This window comes from Planctobacterium sp. AWM4_229, assembly GCF_056160305.1.
This window is the reverse complement of the sequence record NZ_JBSWWX010000003.1, coordinates 213,745-228,670: the sequence shown is the minus strand read 5'-3', so window position 1 is coordinate 228,670 and position 14,926 is coordinate 213,745. Positions and strand designations below refer to the sequence as shown.

General features: G+C 44.3%; 13 protein-coding genes. 10 read left to right on the top strand and 3 right to left on the bottom strand.

The annotated features are described in order from the left end of the window. Positions 1–109: 109 nt before the first annotated feature. Positions 110–2,338, bottom strand: a complete 2,229-nt coding sequence (locus ACXAGP_RS07360) for an NADP-dependent isocitrate dehydrogenase (protein WP_475260506.1) — start codon at positions 2,336–2,338, stop codon at positions 110–112. Positions 2,339–2,644: 306 nt separating this feature from the next. Here ACXAGP_RS07360 and ACXAGP_RS07355 point away from each other — a divergent pair, with 306 nt between their 5' ends. The 4 genes from ACXAGP_RS07355 (at position 2,645) to ACXAGP_RS07340 (ending at position 5,873) form a co-directional block, all read left to right on the top strand. Then, positions 2,645–3,247, top strand: a complete 603-nt coding sequence (locus ACXAGP_RS07355; RefSeq protein WP_475260504.1) for a pseudouridine synthase — start codon at positions 2,645–2,647, stop codon at positions 3,245–3,247. Positions 3,248–3,342: 95 nt separating this feature from the next. Beyond that, a complete protein-coding gene (locus ACXAGP_RS07350) occupies positions 3,343–3,906 on the top strand; it encodes a hypothetical protein (protein ID WP_475260503.1) in 564 nt (187 codons plus the stop codon). A gap of 131 nt (positions 3,907–4,037) precedes the next feature. Then, a complete protein-coding gene (locus tag ACXAGP_RS07345; RefSeq protein WP_475260502.1) occupies positions 4,038–5,510 on the top strand; it encodes a S41 family peptidase in 1,473 nt (490 codons plus the stop codon). A gap of 117 nt (positions 5,511–5,627) precedes the next feature. Then, the gene (locus ACXAGP_RS07340) at positions 5,628–5,873 is read left to right on the top strand and encodes a hypothetical protein (protein ID WP_475260500.1); all 246 of its coding nucleotides are present in this window, start codon (positions 5,628–5,630) and stop codon (positions 5,871–5,873) included. A 115-nt stretch (positions 5,874–5,988) separates the two neighbouring features. On the opposite strand, the gene ACXAGP_RS07335 is transcribed toward ACXAGP_RS07340, so the two are convergent. Next, on the bottom strand, positions 5,989–7,791 hold the full coding sequence (locus ACXAGP_RS07335) for an Ig-like domain-containing protein (RefSeq protein ID WP_475260499.1): 1,803 nt from the start codon (positions 7,789–7,791) through the stop codon (positions 5,989–5,991). Positions 7,792–8,073: 282 nt separating this feature from the next. Between ACXAGP_RS07335 and mnmA the strand changes: the two genes are divergently transcribed. The 6 genes from mnmA to ACXAGP_RS07305 all read left to right on the top strand — a co-directional run bounded on the left by mnmA (position 8,074) and on the right by ACXAGP_RS07305 (position 14,394). After that, positions 8,074–9,225, top strand: a complete 1,152-nt coding sequence (gene mnmA / locus ACXAGP_RS07330; protein WP_475260498.1) for a tRNA 2-thiouridine(34) synthase MnmA — start codon at positions 8,074–8,076, stop codon at positions 9,223–9,225. Continuing rightward, positions 9,225–9,854, top strand: a complete 630-nt coding sequence (hflD, locus tag ACXAGP_RS07325) for a high frequency lysogenization protein HflD (protein WP_475260497.1) — start codon at positions 9,225–9,227, stop codon at positions 9,852–9,854. The genes mnmA and hflD overlap by 1 nt, the downstream gene beginning before the upstream one ends. Before the next feature lie 15 nt (positions 9,855–9,869). Continuing rightward, positions 9,870–11,237: an adenylosuccinate lyase gene (purB, locus tag ACXAGP_RS07320; protein WP_475260495.1), complete on the top strand. Its 1,368-nt coding sequence runs from the start codon at positions 9,870–9,872 to the stop codon at positions 11,235–11,237. Between the two features lie 149 nt (positions 11,238–11,386). Then, entirely contained in the window at positions 11,387–12,616 is a 1,230-nt protein-coding gene (locus ACXAGP_RS07315; RefSeq protein WP_475260494.1) for an adenylate/guanylate cyclase domain-containing protein, read from the top strand. Positions 12,617–12,632: 16 nt separating this feature from the next. Beyond that, positions 12,633–13,775, top strand: a complete 1,143-nt coding sequence (locus tag ACXAGP_RS07310; protein WP_475260493.1) for a cupin domain-containing protein — start codon at positions 12,633–12,635, stop codon at positions 13,773–13,775. Between the two features lie 157 nt (positions 13,776–13,932). After that, positions 13,933–14,394, top strand: a complete 462-nt coding sequence (locus ACXAGP_RS07305; protein WP_338292186.1) for a GNAT family N-acetyltransferase — start codon at positions 13,933–13,935, stop codon at positions 14,392–14,394. A 239-nt stretch (positions 14,395–14,633) separates the two neighbouring features. Here ACXAGP_RS07305 and ACXAGP_RS07300 read toward each other — a convergent pair whose 3' ends face one another. Beyond that, a complete protein-coding gene (locus tag ACXAGP_RS07300) occupies positions 14,634–14,921 on the bottom strand; it encodes a hypothetical protein (protein ID WP_475260492.1) in 288 nt (95 codons plus the stop codon). Between the last annotated feature and the right edge of the window lie 5 nt (positions 14,922–14,926).

Below are 14,926 nucleotides of genomic sequence, written 5' to 3'. Positions count from 1 at the left end.
CTTTTTGTGTTTGTGCTACTCATTAAGCTTAACAAGCCAATTATCTCAGAATAAAAAAAGCCCGGTGAACTTATAGTTCACCGGGCTTTGTTTTTATTTGAGGTTGCGCTTACTGATAAGCCGCTAACGCTTGGTTCAATGTGTCGCTTGGGCACATTGCTTTCGAGGTTTTTGCGTCGTCCATCATATAGTAACCGCCAATGTCGGTTTCTTTAGACTGAGTGGCATCGATTTCTGCAACGATTTTATCTTCGCTTTCAGCCAATACCTTTGCCAATGGAGCAAACTTACCCGCTAATTCAGCATCGTCACTTTGCGCTGCCAGCTCTTCAGCCCAGTATTTGGCCAGGTAGAAGTGGCTGCCACGGTTGTCCAGCTGACCCGCTTTGCGCAGTGGAGACTTGCCATTGTTCAACAACTTCTCAGTTGCGGCGTCAAGGGCATTTGCCAGCAATTGCGCCTTTTTGTTGTCATTCTTGATGGCCAGGTCTTCCAACGATACAGCTAGTGCCAGGAATTCACCTAAAGAATCCCAACGCAAGTGACCTTCCTCGATAAACTGCTGAATATGCTTAGGTGCAGAACCACCCGCGCCCGTTTCAAACAGACCACCGCCGGCCATCAGAGGTACGATAGACAACATCTTGGCACTGGTACCCAGCTCAAGAATCGGGAACAAATCCGTCAGGTAATCACGCAGTACGTTACCGGTTACAGAAATGGTATCCAGACCGCGAATAGCGCGCTCCATGCTGTAACGAATGGCGCGAACAGGAGAGCGAATGGTAATATCCAGACCTTCGATGTCGTGGTCTTTCAGGTACTCATTCACTTTCAGGATAAGTTGAGAATCGTGAGCGCGTTCGTCATCTAACCAGAAGATTGCTGGTGTATCAGACTGGCGAGAGCGGGTTACAGCCAGTTTCACCCAATCGCGAATTGGCTCATCTTTAGTCTGGCACATACGCCAGATATCGCCTTCTTCCACTTCATGCTCGATCAGAACGTTGTCGTCTTGATCGATAATACGCATAGTACCATCGGCAAACATTTCAAAAGTCTTGTCGTGCGAACCGTACTCTTCAGCTTTTTTCGCCATCAAACCTACGTTTGGTACGCTACCCATAGTGGTAGGATCGAAAGCACCGTGGGTTTTACAGAAGTTAATCACTTCCTGATAAATAGTTGCATAAGTACTTTCTGGAATTACTGCTTTGGTATCAGCCGCTTGTCCGTCTGGTCCCCACATTTGGCCAGAGTTACGGATCATGGCAGGCATAGAAGCATCAACGATAACGTCACTTGGTACGTGCAGGTTGGAAATACCCTTGTCTGAATTTACCATCGCCATGGCAGGACGGGTGCGGTAACAGGCGTTGATATCAGCCTGAATTTCTGAACGCTGAGATTCAGGCAATCCTGCAATCTTATCGTAAACGCTGCCCAAACCGTTGTTTGGATTCACGCCAAGCTCTTCAAACAGTTTACCGTGTTTTTCGAACAAGTCTTTGTAGAATACTTTTACACAGTGGCCGAATACGATGGGGTGAGACACCTTCATCATGGTGGCTTTTACGTGCAAGGAGAACAATACGCCAGTTTCACGTGCGTCTTCGATTTGCTCTTCGAAGAATTTGCACAGTGCGTTTTTGCTCATAAACATACCGTCGATTACTTCACCTTTTTCAAGGTCGATACGCGGTTTTAATACGGTTACTTCACCGTTTTTGTCGGTGAACTCAATGCGCACGTGGCCTTCTTTTTGAATGGTGGTGGATTTTTCACTGGAGTAAAAATCACCGCCACGCATGTGGGCAACGTGAGAGCGAGAAGCCTGACTCCATGCACCCATGGAATGCGGATGCTTGCGGGCATAGTTTTTAACCGCTTTAGGCGCGCGGCGGTCAGAGTTACCTTCACGCAATACCGGGTTTACCGCTGAGCCCAATACTTTTGAGTAACGCGCTTTGATGTCAGCTTCTTTTTCGTCTTTTGGCTCTTCCGGGAATTCCGGAACGGCATAGCCCTTTTCGTTCAACTCTTTGATGGCTGCGCGTAATTGCGGGATTGAAGCACTGATATTTGGCAATTTAATGATGTTGGTATCTGGCTCTTGAGTCAGATCACCCAGTTCAGCCAACGCATCGGGTACACGTTGCTCTTCAGACAGGTAATCAGGGAAGTTAGCCAATATGCGACCCGCCAATGAAATGTCACTCAACTCCACATCGATATCTGCCGCACCAGCGAAAGAACGAATTATGGGAAGCAGAGAATAAGTGGCGAGCGCGGGGGCCTCGTCCGTTTTGGTATAGATAATCTTTGACTTAGATGCCATGTTAAACCTCGATACTGTCGGTAAAAACCGAAAATTAGTCGAACGCAGTTCAGTTAAAAACTTAACTCAACTGACAAAAATACGATCAGGGAAAATCCAGAACATAAACATAGATGAAATTAGCCAGAAGGCCAGTTTATCTCGTGGTTTATGCCTCAAAGTCTGCTGACTTTTGCTGCTCATTACCGCAAAGGTCAACCCACTCTGAATGTCGTGCAAGATGATATACGGCTAAATTGTGTAATTACAACCGCGTAAGCCCTATAATTAAGCGGAAAACTTAAATTTTTATTAATTTGCCAGCAGATGAAACGCCACAAACCCACTCGTCACAAATCCGCCATCAACAAAAAATCCAAAACACCGGAGCAAACCCGCGTTATTTTGTTCAATAAACCTTTTGATGTGTTGTCGCAATTTACTGACGGTGACAACCGCCAAACATTGAAGGACTATATCCCGGTGCCTGATGTGTATGCCGCCGGAAGATTAGACAGAGACAGTGAGGGCCTGTTGGTGCTCACCAATAATGGCAAGCTGCAAAATAAACTAGCCTCCCCAAAACACAAAACCTCGAAAACCTACTGGGCACAAGTGGAAGGCATTCCCGATGAGGGAAGTATAAAAGCGTTATGCGACGGCGTGGAATTAAAAGATGGAATGACCGCACCAGCCAAAGTGATGTTAATGGATGAGCCAGACATCTGGCCACGCAATCCGCCCATCAGAGAGCGACAATCCATACCTACCAGCTGGTTGAGCATTACCATTACCGAAGGTCGCAACCGACAGGTACGCCGCATGACGGCTCATGTGGGCTCCCCCACCTTGCGCCTGATCCGCTATCGCGTTGGTAACTGGACCATTGATGGGATTGAGAATGGCAAATATCAGGAAGTTTCTTTGTAGGTATTGTTTAATCACCATGGATGGCGTGAATGTATATGGACATATAATCGTTCCTGATGTAACTTTTTCTTACCAAATATAGATATGGTCTGTGTATGTCTGTAAGCAAGCTAGTAATGCTCTTCGTCACTGTTTATTCAGGGTTTGCATTCAGTTCAGGAGTTGGGAGAACCATTAGCGACGAGAACACCTGGGATTCCTACTACAACGACAGAGAAAGTCTTTGTTGGCTTGGCAACGATATAACCACTGAGTTTAACGAGACTGATAATGTTTCGATTAGTTTTCAGTTTGGTTTTTGGGGTTCCGAGTCTGATTATCACAACGCACCAGACCATATCGGAATCCCGACCAAAACCCACCTTTTAAATATAACTGTCAGATTCAGGAACAGAAACTCAAAATCAGATAGCGAACATTTTGTCGATGTAAGCTTTAACGGTAAGCCAATTAGTCCGTTCAATACAGCTCCCCCGTGGACTTCAACCCTACTCAAAGCCGACGAAGTCACACAAATTCTCGATGCGTTAATGAGCAATAATACTAATCAAATTACCGTTACCCCCATTGGTTCATCCGGTATATCGGTACCAATCCCCAAATCTGATATTGCTATAAAGGCTGCAATGTACCTGGCCTGCGCTGATAATATTCCATGAAATAATGGTTTAGGATTTAAGGGATAAAAGATTCACATCACCCCAAACCAAAAAAGGAAATCCATGGAATGATAAGGCTGATGCTAACTTTGTTTGTATGTTTAGCAATAAATGCTCAAGCTGAACTCAGCATGGAATTCCCAAATGAATCTCTTCGACAAGAGATAGCCCAAAAACTGTTTGACGGTATTGAAGAAATTGATGCCATGACTTATGAAGTGAGAAATAAAACCCGCGACGTAGATTGGGCAACGTTCCGAACAGCAAGCTCACAAAACATTGTAAAAGCAAAAAATTGGAATGAATTTTACCAGGCTTTGAGCCATGTGCACTTTGGCATTATCAACCGTCACTCATTTGTATTAGTGCAGGACGCTATCAGCACTCATGTAACCAAAAAGAATCGATGGCCAAAGTACAAAATGGGTTACACGTGGCCAGAGGTAGACTTTTTCGCTGTTGATTCAAAGAAAAGTGTCCAATCTATTGCAGGCTTTGCAGTCCAAGATTTATTTGACCAATTTTATAATTTTTATTGTAACGATGCTCACAAACAAGGCTGCCTTGCCAGATTCGTGCGTTATGTCGGTGTTGGTTATTTCTTCGAGGAATACAGGGAAAAAATTGCAATAAAGTTTACTGATGGTAGTCAAGCAATCGCAATGCAAATCAACTCAGCTATTCCCTCAAAACAAAACTTCAACGACTGCTCAAACACCTATCCGCAATTAAACAAATACTTGAGTTATGAAAGCCAGCAGGTTTGTCTCTTTGTCTTACCTGAAAAAAATGTGATTAAAATCCAACGTTTTGGCAAATGGGGGGCAGCCTACTCTGATATCTACTGCGTAAATCCTCATAGTGAAGGGATGTGCAGTGATATTAATCAGATAAAATCATTACTCAATGAGGAGCCTCTAAAAGAACTGGTGATAGACCTGCAAGGCAACGGCGGAGGCAGTGAAGTTACGCCGTGGCTCGCAGCGTTAACCAAAAGCGGTTTTTACGACAATAGAGTTCAATATAAAAACCTCCAATATTTGCAGATTCCTGACATCAGAGAAAATGCATTTTATTACAGTAAAAAAGCGGAAAATTGGTATAAAAGTTTAACTTTAAGTGAGGAAAATGCTCTGAACTTCTTGCCTGCCAGAGGGGATTTTTGTCGCGCCTCCGACATGTGTAAAATAGCACTAATTAAGTCGGCACAGTATCCGATCTCCTATTCCCAATTGAAACTAATAACCGATCAAAATTGTGTTAGCTCTTGCGACGATTTCGTCTGGAGATTGAAGCAATACGCTGGCGCTAAGGTATACGGCCAACCACCCGCCACAGACGGCGCTTATGCGCGGCTACATGGTTATCTCTTTTTGTCTGATCAAGGAAAAATTAATCAAATCACACTTGGCGAAGACCAAGCCGTGCCGAAAGATAAAGGCGTATTATTGGTTTCCTATCGCATACCCATTTCCAGAACTGTAGACAAGCAAGGTCAGCTATTGGAGGGCGATGATTCAGTGCTTGATGTGGCACTTAGTGTCAATCAAGCAAACTACCAGCAGATAAAAATCGCCAATTTAAATCGTGTTTTATCCTTGTGAGGGATGATAAAAGCGAGCAAGGCATCATTAATTGAGGTCACTCCAACCGTCTACTAATGTTGTTTATTGGCTGATAAAGTTTCAACACGAAAATTGACCGACGAGAGGACGAAAATCATGTTTTTCAATAAAAGCCATGAGAAGGGCCAAGATCTATTGGAGATGCAATTCATGCTTCGAGCCATTATTCAGCATTTGGGTATCGATTTTGATTTCAAAAAAGAGCTACTGGACGCACTTCCTGAAAATTTTGCAGACGCAATTGCCAAAGAGGATAAGAAAAAAGCTATCAAACTTTATCACAAATATACTGGGATCGAATTAGCACAGGCCCAGGCCGCTATTGAAAGGCACTGGCCTTAACACCTATAATTTGTTCTGCGCAATTTCTGGTTCAGACAAAATTAGACAGGAACATCATTTAGATGCCCTGTACGCCTGATGAAGTAGAGCCTGCGGCTAAGGTACCGACTTTCTGCTATTTTAGCTGCCAAGTAATGCTTAAGTGACTGTTTAAATACCACTGCGCACCATCGTCAGAAAACCAAGGTAGTGTCTGTTCCTCAAAAGCATAGATGGATAACTTATCGTTGAGTTTGAACACCTCATGGTCGTACCCAAGATCGACAATGGCGTCTGAAGTTACCAGTGACCAATCAACCCCATCAGTTGAGCGATAGACGCTGTTGTGAGCGCCCCAAAGAATCGCTCTGACACCACCAATCATCAGTAATTCGTCGCCATATGGCACTACTGTCGTTTTTAAAAAGGTGAGGTTTTCCGGCAATTGTCCCTCTTTCTGCCATGATTTTCCGTCAGCAGTAGAGTAAATGCTTTTATTGGGGTTGTCGCTGCCAGGAGAGCTGAAGCCGCCAATCAAAAAGAGTTTTTCATTCCAAACAAATAACTCATGCTCCTCAATATTGTCAAAAGGCGGCGAATCATTTTCAATAGTCCAACTAACGCCATCAGTGCTACTGTACAAGATAGCTGAGCGGTAAAAAGCGCCACCTCCTATAACAAATATCTTGTCATTAAAGACAATAGCTTCCCCTGTAGTTCCACCATAAAAAGGCGCGAAACCATTGAGTAATTCCCAATTGATGCCATCAGAGGAGCGCCAGACATCCGCTTTGTAATAAAACCCACCTCCGTTACCAAAACCTTCCTCACCCCCTATCAGGTACAAGTGCCCTTGATATGCGACTAATTGGAAATTACTTCTTGGTGTAAAAGCAGCGTTGGCAGTCTTTAATGTCCAGTTGACGCCATCGGCGCTGGACCACACATCATTAAACCATTGAAAGCCAAGTCCATCTGTCAAATGCGTGTCGTCTTGAAAGCCGCCTATGAATAAGAGTTCATTGTTAAAGTTAACAAACCTTCCGCCTTTTCGCTGTTTAAAGGGGGGTTCTTGTTTTTCCACCAACATCGCAGTTGAGCTATAGCTGTCGGTTTCTATGGTGATGAATAGCTCCGCATCTATATCATAATTCGAAAAACTCAAAGATTGAGGAGAGTCAGCATTTAGGGACGTAGAAACGGCGTTGACACAGGTTGTTATGGCAGCCTGGCTGCAATTTGCGCTGTTTGCAAGGATTAAGGCTACTGGCGTATCAATGGTTTCCCAATTAACTCTTACCCAATCCTGACTCATATCCACCTGAACATTCTCAATGAATGCTCTAACTGATAAGTCATAACTGATTGTTGTTTGGTAAAATAAATGACTCTCTGGAATGAAAGCAGAAATGACGGTATCACCTTTTGAGACGATGGTGACTTCACCGCTCTCAACACCAACCTCAGCAACCTCTGTATCACTAGAGCTGAATTCGACATTTAAGGTATCCAGACCATCCTCTGGTATTCCCAGTATTGGGTTTTCAACTGTAGGCCCTGTTACAGGTAGCAGCAATTCTGCAACGCGAAAAGCAATCGCCTCCCGCTGATATTTTTCGATTGTTAATTGATATGATGCAGTTACCGGCAAAAAATTCTCATCAGCCTCTTTGGTTACAGTAATGACAACAGAGCCGTTGTCTTTTGGTGTAACCACCCCACTCATGCTATCCACAGTAGCGATATCAGTATCAGAAGACGACCAACTCAATGCGCCTGAGCCAGAACCACCAGAAACATCATTAACAAATCCAATATTATCAATAAATATGCTGGGATTAGTTTCGGAAAAAATCAGTGGATTCTGTGCTTCAGGCTCATTCGAATTACAGGCTTGTAAAAGGCACAGCAGCAGGATACCGGATAGTAGTTTTTTCATGTAAACATCCTTGTTTTCCGGGTTCTAGAGGGAAACCAGAAAAGGTATTAATACTAAAAGCATTAGTGTAATTACTTCACATTACACTGATTTTAAGCTGGACAAGGGTAAACTTTTTTTCATCTCCATTCCATACAAAAATGCACGCCAGATGCACAACTAATCTGATTCAAAATTTTGTTCTGTTTTAGACGCTTTTGGAATGAATCTCCCTCTTTAATTTGATAGAATCGCGCCCCATTCTACAAGGCCCGAATTTATTGAGGTACAAACCAAGTCGTGATGTCGAATTTTGATCCCAAGGCAATCAGCCAATATGGTGAAGAAATCACCCCAGAACAAACCAAAGTTATTGTGGGTATGTCTGGTGGTGTGGATTCTTCTGTTTCCGCTTATTTATTGAAAGAACAAGGCTTCCAGGTGGAAGGTTTGTTTATGAAAAACTGGGAAGAAGACGACAACGACGAATATTGTGCCGCCGCAGAAGACCTGCAAGATGCGCAGCAGGTAGCGGATAGACTAGGCATTGAACTACACACCATCAACTTTGCCGCCGAATATTGGGACAATGTATTTGAGTATTTCCTGGCGGAATACAAAGCGGGCCGCACTCCGAATCCCGATATTATGTGTAACAAGGAAATCAAATTTAAGGCCTTCCTTGAATTTGCTGCCGAAGAGCTGGGTGCCGATTACATCGCCACCGGCCACTATGTGCAACGTCGTAAAGCGGATGATGGCTGGCAGATGCTGCGAGGCCTGGACGACAATAAAGACCAAAGCTACTTTCTCTACACTTTGGGCAGTGATCACGTGGCACAAACTCTATTCCCCATCGGACATATTGAAAAGTCAGTGGTACGCGAGATTGCCAAAGAGCAAGGATTGATCACCCACGACAAAAAAGACAGCACCGGTATTTGTTTTATCGGTGAGCGTAAATTCAAAGACTTTTTGAGCAAGTTTTTGCCGGCGCAACCGGGGGTTATTAAAACCGCCGAAGGCGAAGATATTGGCGAGCACGACGGCTTGATGTATCACACCTTGGGCCAACGCAAAGGCTTGCACATTGGCGGCACTAAAAATCACGGTGACGAGCCTTGGTATGTGGTGGATAAAGACGTGGCCAACAACATTCTTATCGTTGGTCAGGGCGCCAACCACCCTCGCCTGTTTTCTGACGGTTTAATTGCCAAGCAACTGGACTGGGTAGCGCGTAAAGCACCTGTAGCACCAGGTGAAACACTTCGTTGCACAGTTAAAACCCGTTATCGCCAACAGGATATTGATTGCCAAATCAGCATGGCGGAAAATGGCCAGTGTCAGGTCATTTTTGACCAACCACAAAAAGCCGTCACCCCAGGTCAATCAGCGGTATTCTACGCCAATGAAGTTTGTTTAGGCGGCGGTATTATCGAGAGCTATATACGTTAATGAATAGATTTGACGAAGCCCAATTGGCATTGGCTGGCGTTTGCCAGGCCGCGTATCTGGTAAAAGCTATTGCCCGAGGTAAGCCCTACTCCGACGACGCTTATGAAGCGACACTAAGCTCAATCGTAAAAACGGACCCGGATTCAACACTGGATGTCTATGGCGCGTTGAAGAATCTGAAATTCGGGTTTGAAGTTATGGTGTCACAGCTGAGCGACAAAGCCGGTAAAGATCAAGAAATAACACGCTACGTAGCAAGCTTGCTGACTCTGGAACGCAAGTTAAGCGGCAGTGATGGTAAGCTAGCTGAGATTGGCCAACGCATCGACAATATCAAGCGTCAGACCAGCATGATGTCGTTATTTGAAGGTCAGATGGTGTCAAACCTGGCCAGCATTTACAAAGATAACATCAGTCCACTCACTCATAAAATCCAGGTGGCTGGCGATCCAGCTGCACTGAAGCAGCAATCGGTGCAAGACAAAGTCAGAGCGCTGTTGCTGGCGGGCATTCGCTCAGCGGTGCTGTGGCGACAGCTGGGTGGAAAGCGCCGAAACATTATCTTTCAGCGCAACAAAATTCTGAATTCTGCAGAAAATACACTTAAAACTATCAATCAAACTTTTTAAAACGGGGACACCTTAATGGAACTGTCTGCTTTAACTGCCATCTCACCTGTTGATGGTCGATATGGTAATAAAACCACAGAACTACGCTCAATCTTCAGTGAATACGGTCTTTTGAAGTATCGTGTGGAAGTGGAAGTTCGCTGGCTTCAGGCATTATCGAATCATCCTGCCATTGTTGAGGTTCCTCAGTTTGATGACGCGGCGAATAGCCTACTGGATAGTATCGTTGCAGACTTTAATGAGGATGATGCGCAGCGCATTAAAGACATTGAGCGCACCACTAACCACGATGTAAAAGCGGTAGAGTACTTCTTAAAAGAGAAAGTACAGAGCAATGATGCGCTGAATAGCGTCAATGAATTCATTCACTTTGCTTGTACTTCAGAAGACATCAATAACCTGTCGCACGCCCTGATGCTTCGCGCCGCTCGCGACGAAGTGATTCTGCCCTGGTGCAACAAGTTGGTTTCAGCCATTGATGATCTGGCTGGCGAATACCTGAATGTGCCTATGATGGCCAGAACTCACGGTCAACCCGCTTCGCCCACCACCATGGGTAAAGAGATGGCAAACGTAAAGGCCCGTTTGGCCAGACAGGTGAAACAAATTGAAGCAGTTGAACTGCTGGGCAAAATTAACGGTGCTGTAGGTAACTACAATGCTCACTTGTCAGCCTACCCGGATATCGACTGGCATGACTTCTCTGAAAAGTTTGTCACCAGCTTAGGAGTTACCTGGAATCCTTACACCACCCAAATTGAGCCACACGATTATATCGCCGAGCTGTTTGATGCCATTGCGCGCTTCAATACCATCATTCTGGATTTTGACAGAGATGTCTGGGGTTACATTGCGCTGGGTCATTTCAAGCAAAAAACCATTGCTGGCGAAATCGGCTCTTCTACCATGCCTCATAAAGTTAACCCTATCGATTTTGAAAACTCGGAAGGTAACCTGGGTCTGGCCAATGCGGTATTCGCCCACTTGGCGACTAAACTACCAGTGAGCCGCTGGCAACGAGACCTGACTGACTCTACGGTATTGCGCAACTTGGGTGTGGGTGTGGGCTACGCCCTTATCGCCTATCAAGCCACATTAAAAGGTATCAGCAAGTTACAAGTTAACGAGCAGAGCTTGTTAGATGAACTGAATGACAACTGGGAATTGTTGGCCGAGCCAATTCAAACGGTAATGCGCCGTTACGGAATCGAAAAGCCCTATGAAAAACTGAAAGAGCTGACTCGCGGTAAGAAGGTGAACCAACAGATCATTGCTGAGTTTATCGATGGTCTGGCGCTTCCTGACGAAGCCAAAATCGCTCTAAAAGCTATGACGCCAGCCAACTACATCGGTATGGCTAAAGAGCTAACGGCTCAACGCTGATAGGCTAATTAACCGAGCAGTAAGGCTTGGTGAACAGCATTCACTAAAAGTGTCAGTCCCAAAACTGACACTTTTAGTCCCGATTTTTAACACTCCATTCTTACCATTCACAATACACTGCAGCCATCAATCACTTTCGATGGAACGACGTGTTTAATCATCTATTTCGGCAACTCATTTTTTCCGGTGTTAAGCCGTTTCAAGCGGAACAATACCAGTCTATTCGTATATCCAACATATTAACCCTAGTGGCCAGCGCCATGCTGATCTTGCAGCTTCCGATGCATGTGTTTTTTGCCAGTGCTGAATCCTTTAATCAAGTTGTGCTTATTTTAATTCACATAGCTTTATTTTCACTAGTGCCCCAGCTAAACAGAGCCAATCGCTATTGCACGGCAAGGCTGGTACTCATCTTAATTTATTCCAGTTACATCGGTTTAACTTCATTTAACTATGGCTTTGAAACGCCCATCCATTACTTTTTCTTAATCGCCTTGTTTGCTATACCTTTTCTGCATTTCGACCTTAAACCACGAGAAATCATTTACATGATGTTGTGGTTTTTACTGGCGTTTATGTTTTGGGAATCAGCACTGGTTTCTCGCCATTTTGCTACAGATAAAAACCTCACCACCGCCATCATTGCCAAAAGTGATATTCTCAGTTTTGCAATAAGCTGCTTTTTAGTGGGTTATTTTATTTATACCTCCCTTCGAGCGAGTTGGTATCGCATCCGCAAAGAACAATTCAAAACCGAAGCCCTACTACTCAACATTTTGCCCAAGCAAATCGCGCAACGGCTGGATAAGCAGGAAAAGCCCATCGCCGACTATTTTGAAAATGTCACTATCCTGTTTGCTGACATTGAAGGCTTCACGCAATTAACCCGGGAGTTGCCCGCAAACGAACTGGTTAATGTGCTCAACCAGTTATTTTCCCGCTTTGATAAGCTGGCAAAGAGATTCAAACTAGAAAAAATCAAAACCATTGGCGATCAATACATGGCAGTTTCTGGTGTTCCTTCCAGTTACCACCGTCATGCACTGTCCACTTGTCAATGTGCCATCAGGATGCAAGAGGAGTTCATCCTCTGGACCAGAGAACATAATCTGAATGCGGGCTTGCGCATTGGTATCAACAGTGGTCCTGTGGTGGCGGGCGTGATAGGTATTCACAAGTTTAGCTATGATCTCTGGGGCGAGTCGGTGAATCTGGCTTCCCGAATGGAAAGCCAGGGTGCAGCAGGGAAAATTCAGGTAACCGAGGCCACATACAACGAGGTAAAAGGCGAATTGATATTCGATTATCACGATACTATTGAAGTTAAAGGCATGGGACCGCAAAATGTCTATTGGCTCAGAGAACCCTACTCGGTGTGAAAACGACCTCACGTATATGAAACAACTAAAAATTACCCCCGCATCTTTTTTGACAGAATACTGGCAAAAGAAACCCACAATTATTCGCAACGCCTTCGACCTCACTACAGATATTCTGGATGAACATGAGCTAGCTGGTCTGGCTATGGAAGAGGAAGTAGACAGTCGCATAATTTCTTTTAATGAAAATCAATGGCTTAATACTTGCGGTCCTTTTGAAGACTTCACTCCCTTATGTCAGGGACAATGGACCCTACTGGTACAAGGCGTAGAAAACTATCTGCGTGCCGCTCAGGATCTTCTGGATGAATTTGATTTTATTCCCGGCTGGCGCCGCGACGATTTAATGGTGAGTTTTTCTGTTGCAGGTGCAGGTGTCGGCCCACACCTGGATCAATATGATGTTTTTATTATTCAGGGCAAAGGCAGCAGGCGCTGGCAAGTGGGCTTGCCAGGAGACTATCAAGAAATTAGTCCACACCCGAAGTTAAGACAAATCACAGAGTTTGAACCGGTACTGGATGAAGTCCTGTATCCTGGTGATATCGTTTATATTCCTCCCGGTCACCCTCACAATGGTGTTGCTTTGGAAGATTGCCTGAATTATTCAGTGGGCTTTCGCGCATCAACTCAAACAGAGCTTCTAAATAGCTTTTGCGACTATCTGATGGACAATGACTATCAAGGGCAGCGCTATACCGATCCTGAACTTCAAACCCGCTCCCATAGCAGTGAAATTAGCCCGGAAGAAATTGAGAAATTTCGCGAGCAAATAAGTCAGATGCTGCACTCAGAGCAATTTAGTAGCTGGCTGGGCTGTCACTTGTCCGATGCGCCTAAGTGTCTACCAGAAGAACCTGAAACAGATGTTTCAGAAATAGAAGTCCAAAATTGGATTGAGCAGGGTTATGCATTTGAAAAATGTCTGGGTGTTCATACTCTCAGCTATGCGATAGCCCCCGACAGTCAGCTGTTAAAAGTATTTATCAACAGTAATGAGTATGCATATCCTGTTTCTGATCAAGAAGAGGTGCATTTATTACTCAATTCAACCATTTGGCGACCAAAATCGAAAAATAATTTCAAAAACAGTTCACAATTTATTCACAACTTGTCTACACTGATCAATAAGGGCTTATGGATTGTACAATCTGAATAAAAAGCACCAAATTGAATACGCGTATTTATGCATCCATATTGATTTTTTATTCATTCGTGTTACAAATAGGCCTTAGATAGTAAGTCTGGTAATAACAAAAATAACTAACCGGGCAAAATAACCTATACCGAATGGTATTAAACAGACACAACAAGTTATGAACGCATTCACTATTGAAACAGTGAACTGGCGTCATTCCAAACGACGACTCAAGCGCTTACGAGATAGAGTTTTTGTTTGTGAGTGGCGAATCCCACGCCAGTCAGAATTTGACGAGCAGGATCCATTGTCGGAGCACGTACTGATAATCGACTCTGATGGCTCAGACATCGCAACTGGTCGCATTACTCCCGAGGGTGAAATTGGCCGAATTGCAGTCATCTCTCACCATCGCGGCGAAGAAATATACAATGTGCTTTACACTGCACTGCTGCAAATTGCCAAAGAGAAAGACCTCGACGACGTATACGTACAGTGTGAACTTGACGGTGTAAACCACTTTGAATCACAAGGATTTCACCCGATTGGTTCAGTCTTTATGGATTGTGGTATTCCGCGGCAAAAAATGAGTTGCCCGGTAAGCGATTTTTCCTGGTCAAGGGTTGAACTAACCCATTAATTGTTTTTAATGGTTGCTTGATTGTGCTGCCAAGTGTGTCAAAACCTGATGTTGGATTGATTTGAGGAGCACTATTGCTTGATGTGATCGCAAATCTAACGCCTGCCATCCATCAGATCCCATAAACTCAGCACTTAAATAGTGAATATAAGGCTCGTTTGCGTTATTTAGCAGCTCACCTTGCAAACGAAAAATACCGGAACAAGTATTTATCCGACTAATAGAAAACCTTTCACTCACTACTGCGTCACACAATTGCGCTGAATGATGTCTTCTTGTGCTTTGACTTGTTTTTCATCACCTTCATTAATGGCGACAGCCAAATCAATGCGAGCACTTTCACACTTGTCTGACAGTTCTTTTTTGGCCAGATAATTCTGATCTTTACCGTACTGCACCATGCCTTTGGTGCCAGAATAATTGTCGCGATCTTCTACTGCTTTATCTGCTTCGTACGGTGGGGCCTGAGTTACATTACAAGCGGAGATAAGCGAAATCAGGCTAAGCGCAATTATAGTTTTGGTCACTATTA

Excerpts from the sequence above, each read along its gene's own strand:
- ACXAGP_RS07360 (WP_475260506.1), bottom strand. The coding sequence starts at position 2,338 with ATGGCATCTAAGTCAAAGATTATCTATACCAAAACGGACGAGGCCCCC.
- ACXAGP_RS07355 (WP_475260504.1), top strand. The coding sequence starts at position 2,645 with ATGAAACGCCACAAACCCACTCGTCACAAATCCGCCATCAACAAAAAA.
- ACXAGP_RS07350 (WP_475260503.1), top strand. The coding sequence starts at position 3,343 with ATGTCTGTAAGCAAGCTAGTAATGCTCTTCGTCACTGTTTATTCAGGG.
- ACXAGP_RS07345 (WP_475260502.1), top strand. The coding sequence starts at position 4,038 with ATGGAATTCCCAAATGAATCTCTTCGACAAGAGATAGCCCAAAAACTG.
- ACXAGP_RS07340 (WP_475260500.1), top strand. The coding sequence starts at position 5,628 with ATGTTTTTCAATAAAAGCCATGAGAAGGGCCAAGATCTATTGGAGATG.
- ACXAGP_RS07335 (WP_475260499.1), bottom strand. The coding sequence starts at position 7,791 with ATGAAAAAACTACTATCCGGTATCCTGCTGCTGTGCCTTTTACAAGCC.
- mnmA (WP_475260498.1), top strand. The coding sequence starts at position 8,074 with ATGTCGAATTTTGATCCCAAGGCAATCAGCCAATATGGTGAAGAAATC.
- hflD (WP_475260497.1), top strand. The coding sequence starts at position 9,225 with ATGAATAGATTTGACGAAGCCCAATTGGCATTGGCTGGCGTTTGCCAG.
- purB (WP_475260495.1), top strand. The coding sequence starts at position 9,870 with ATGGAACTGTCTGCTTTAACTGCCATCTCACCTGTTGATGGTCGATAT.
- ACXAGP_RS07310 (WP_475260493.1), top strand. The coding sequence starts at position 12,633 with ATGAAACAACTAAAAATTACCCCCGCATCTTTTTTGACAGAATACTGG.
- ACXAGP_RS07305 (WP_338292186.1), top strand. The coding sequence starts at position 13,933 with ATGAACGCATTCACTATTGAAACAGTGAACTGGCGTCATTCCAAACGA.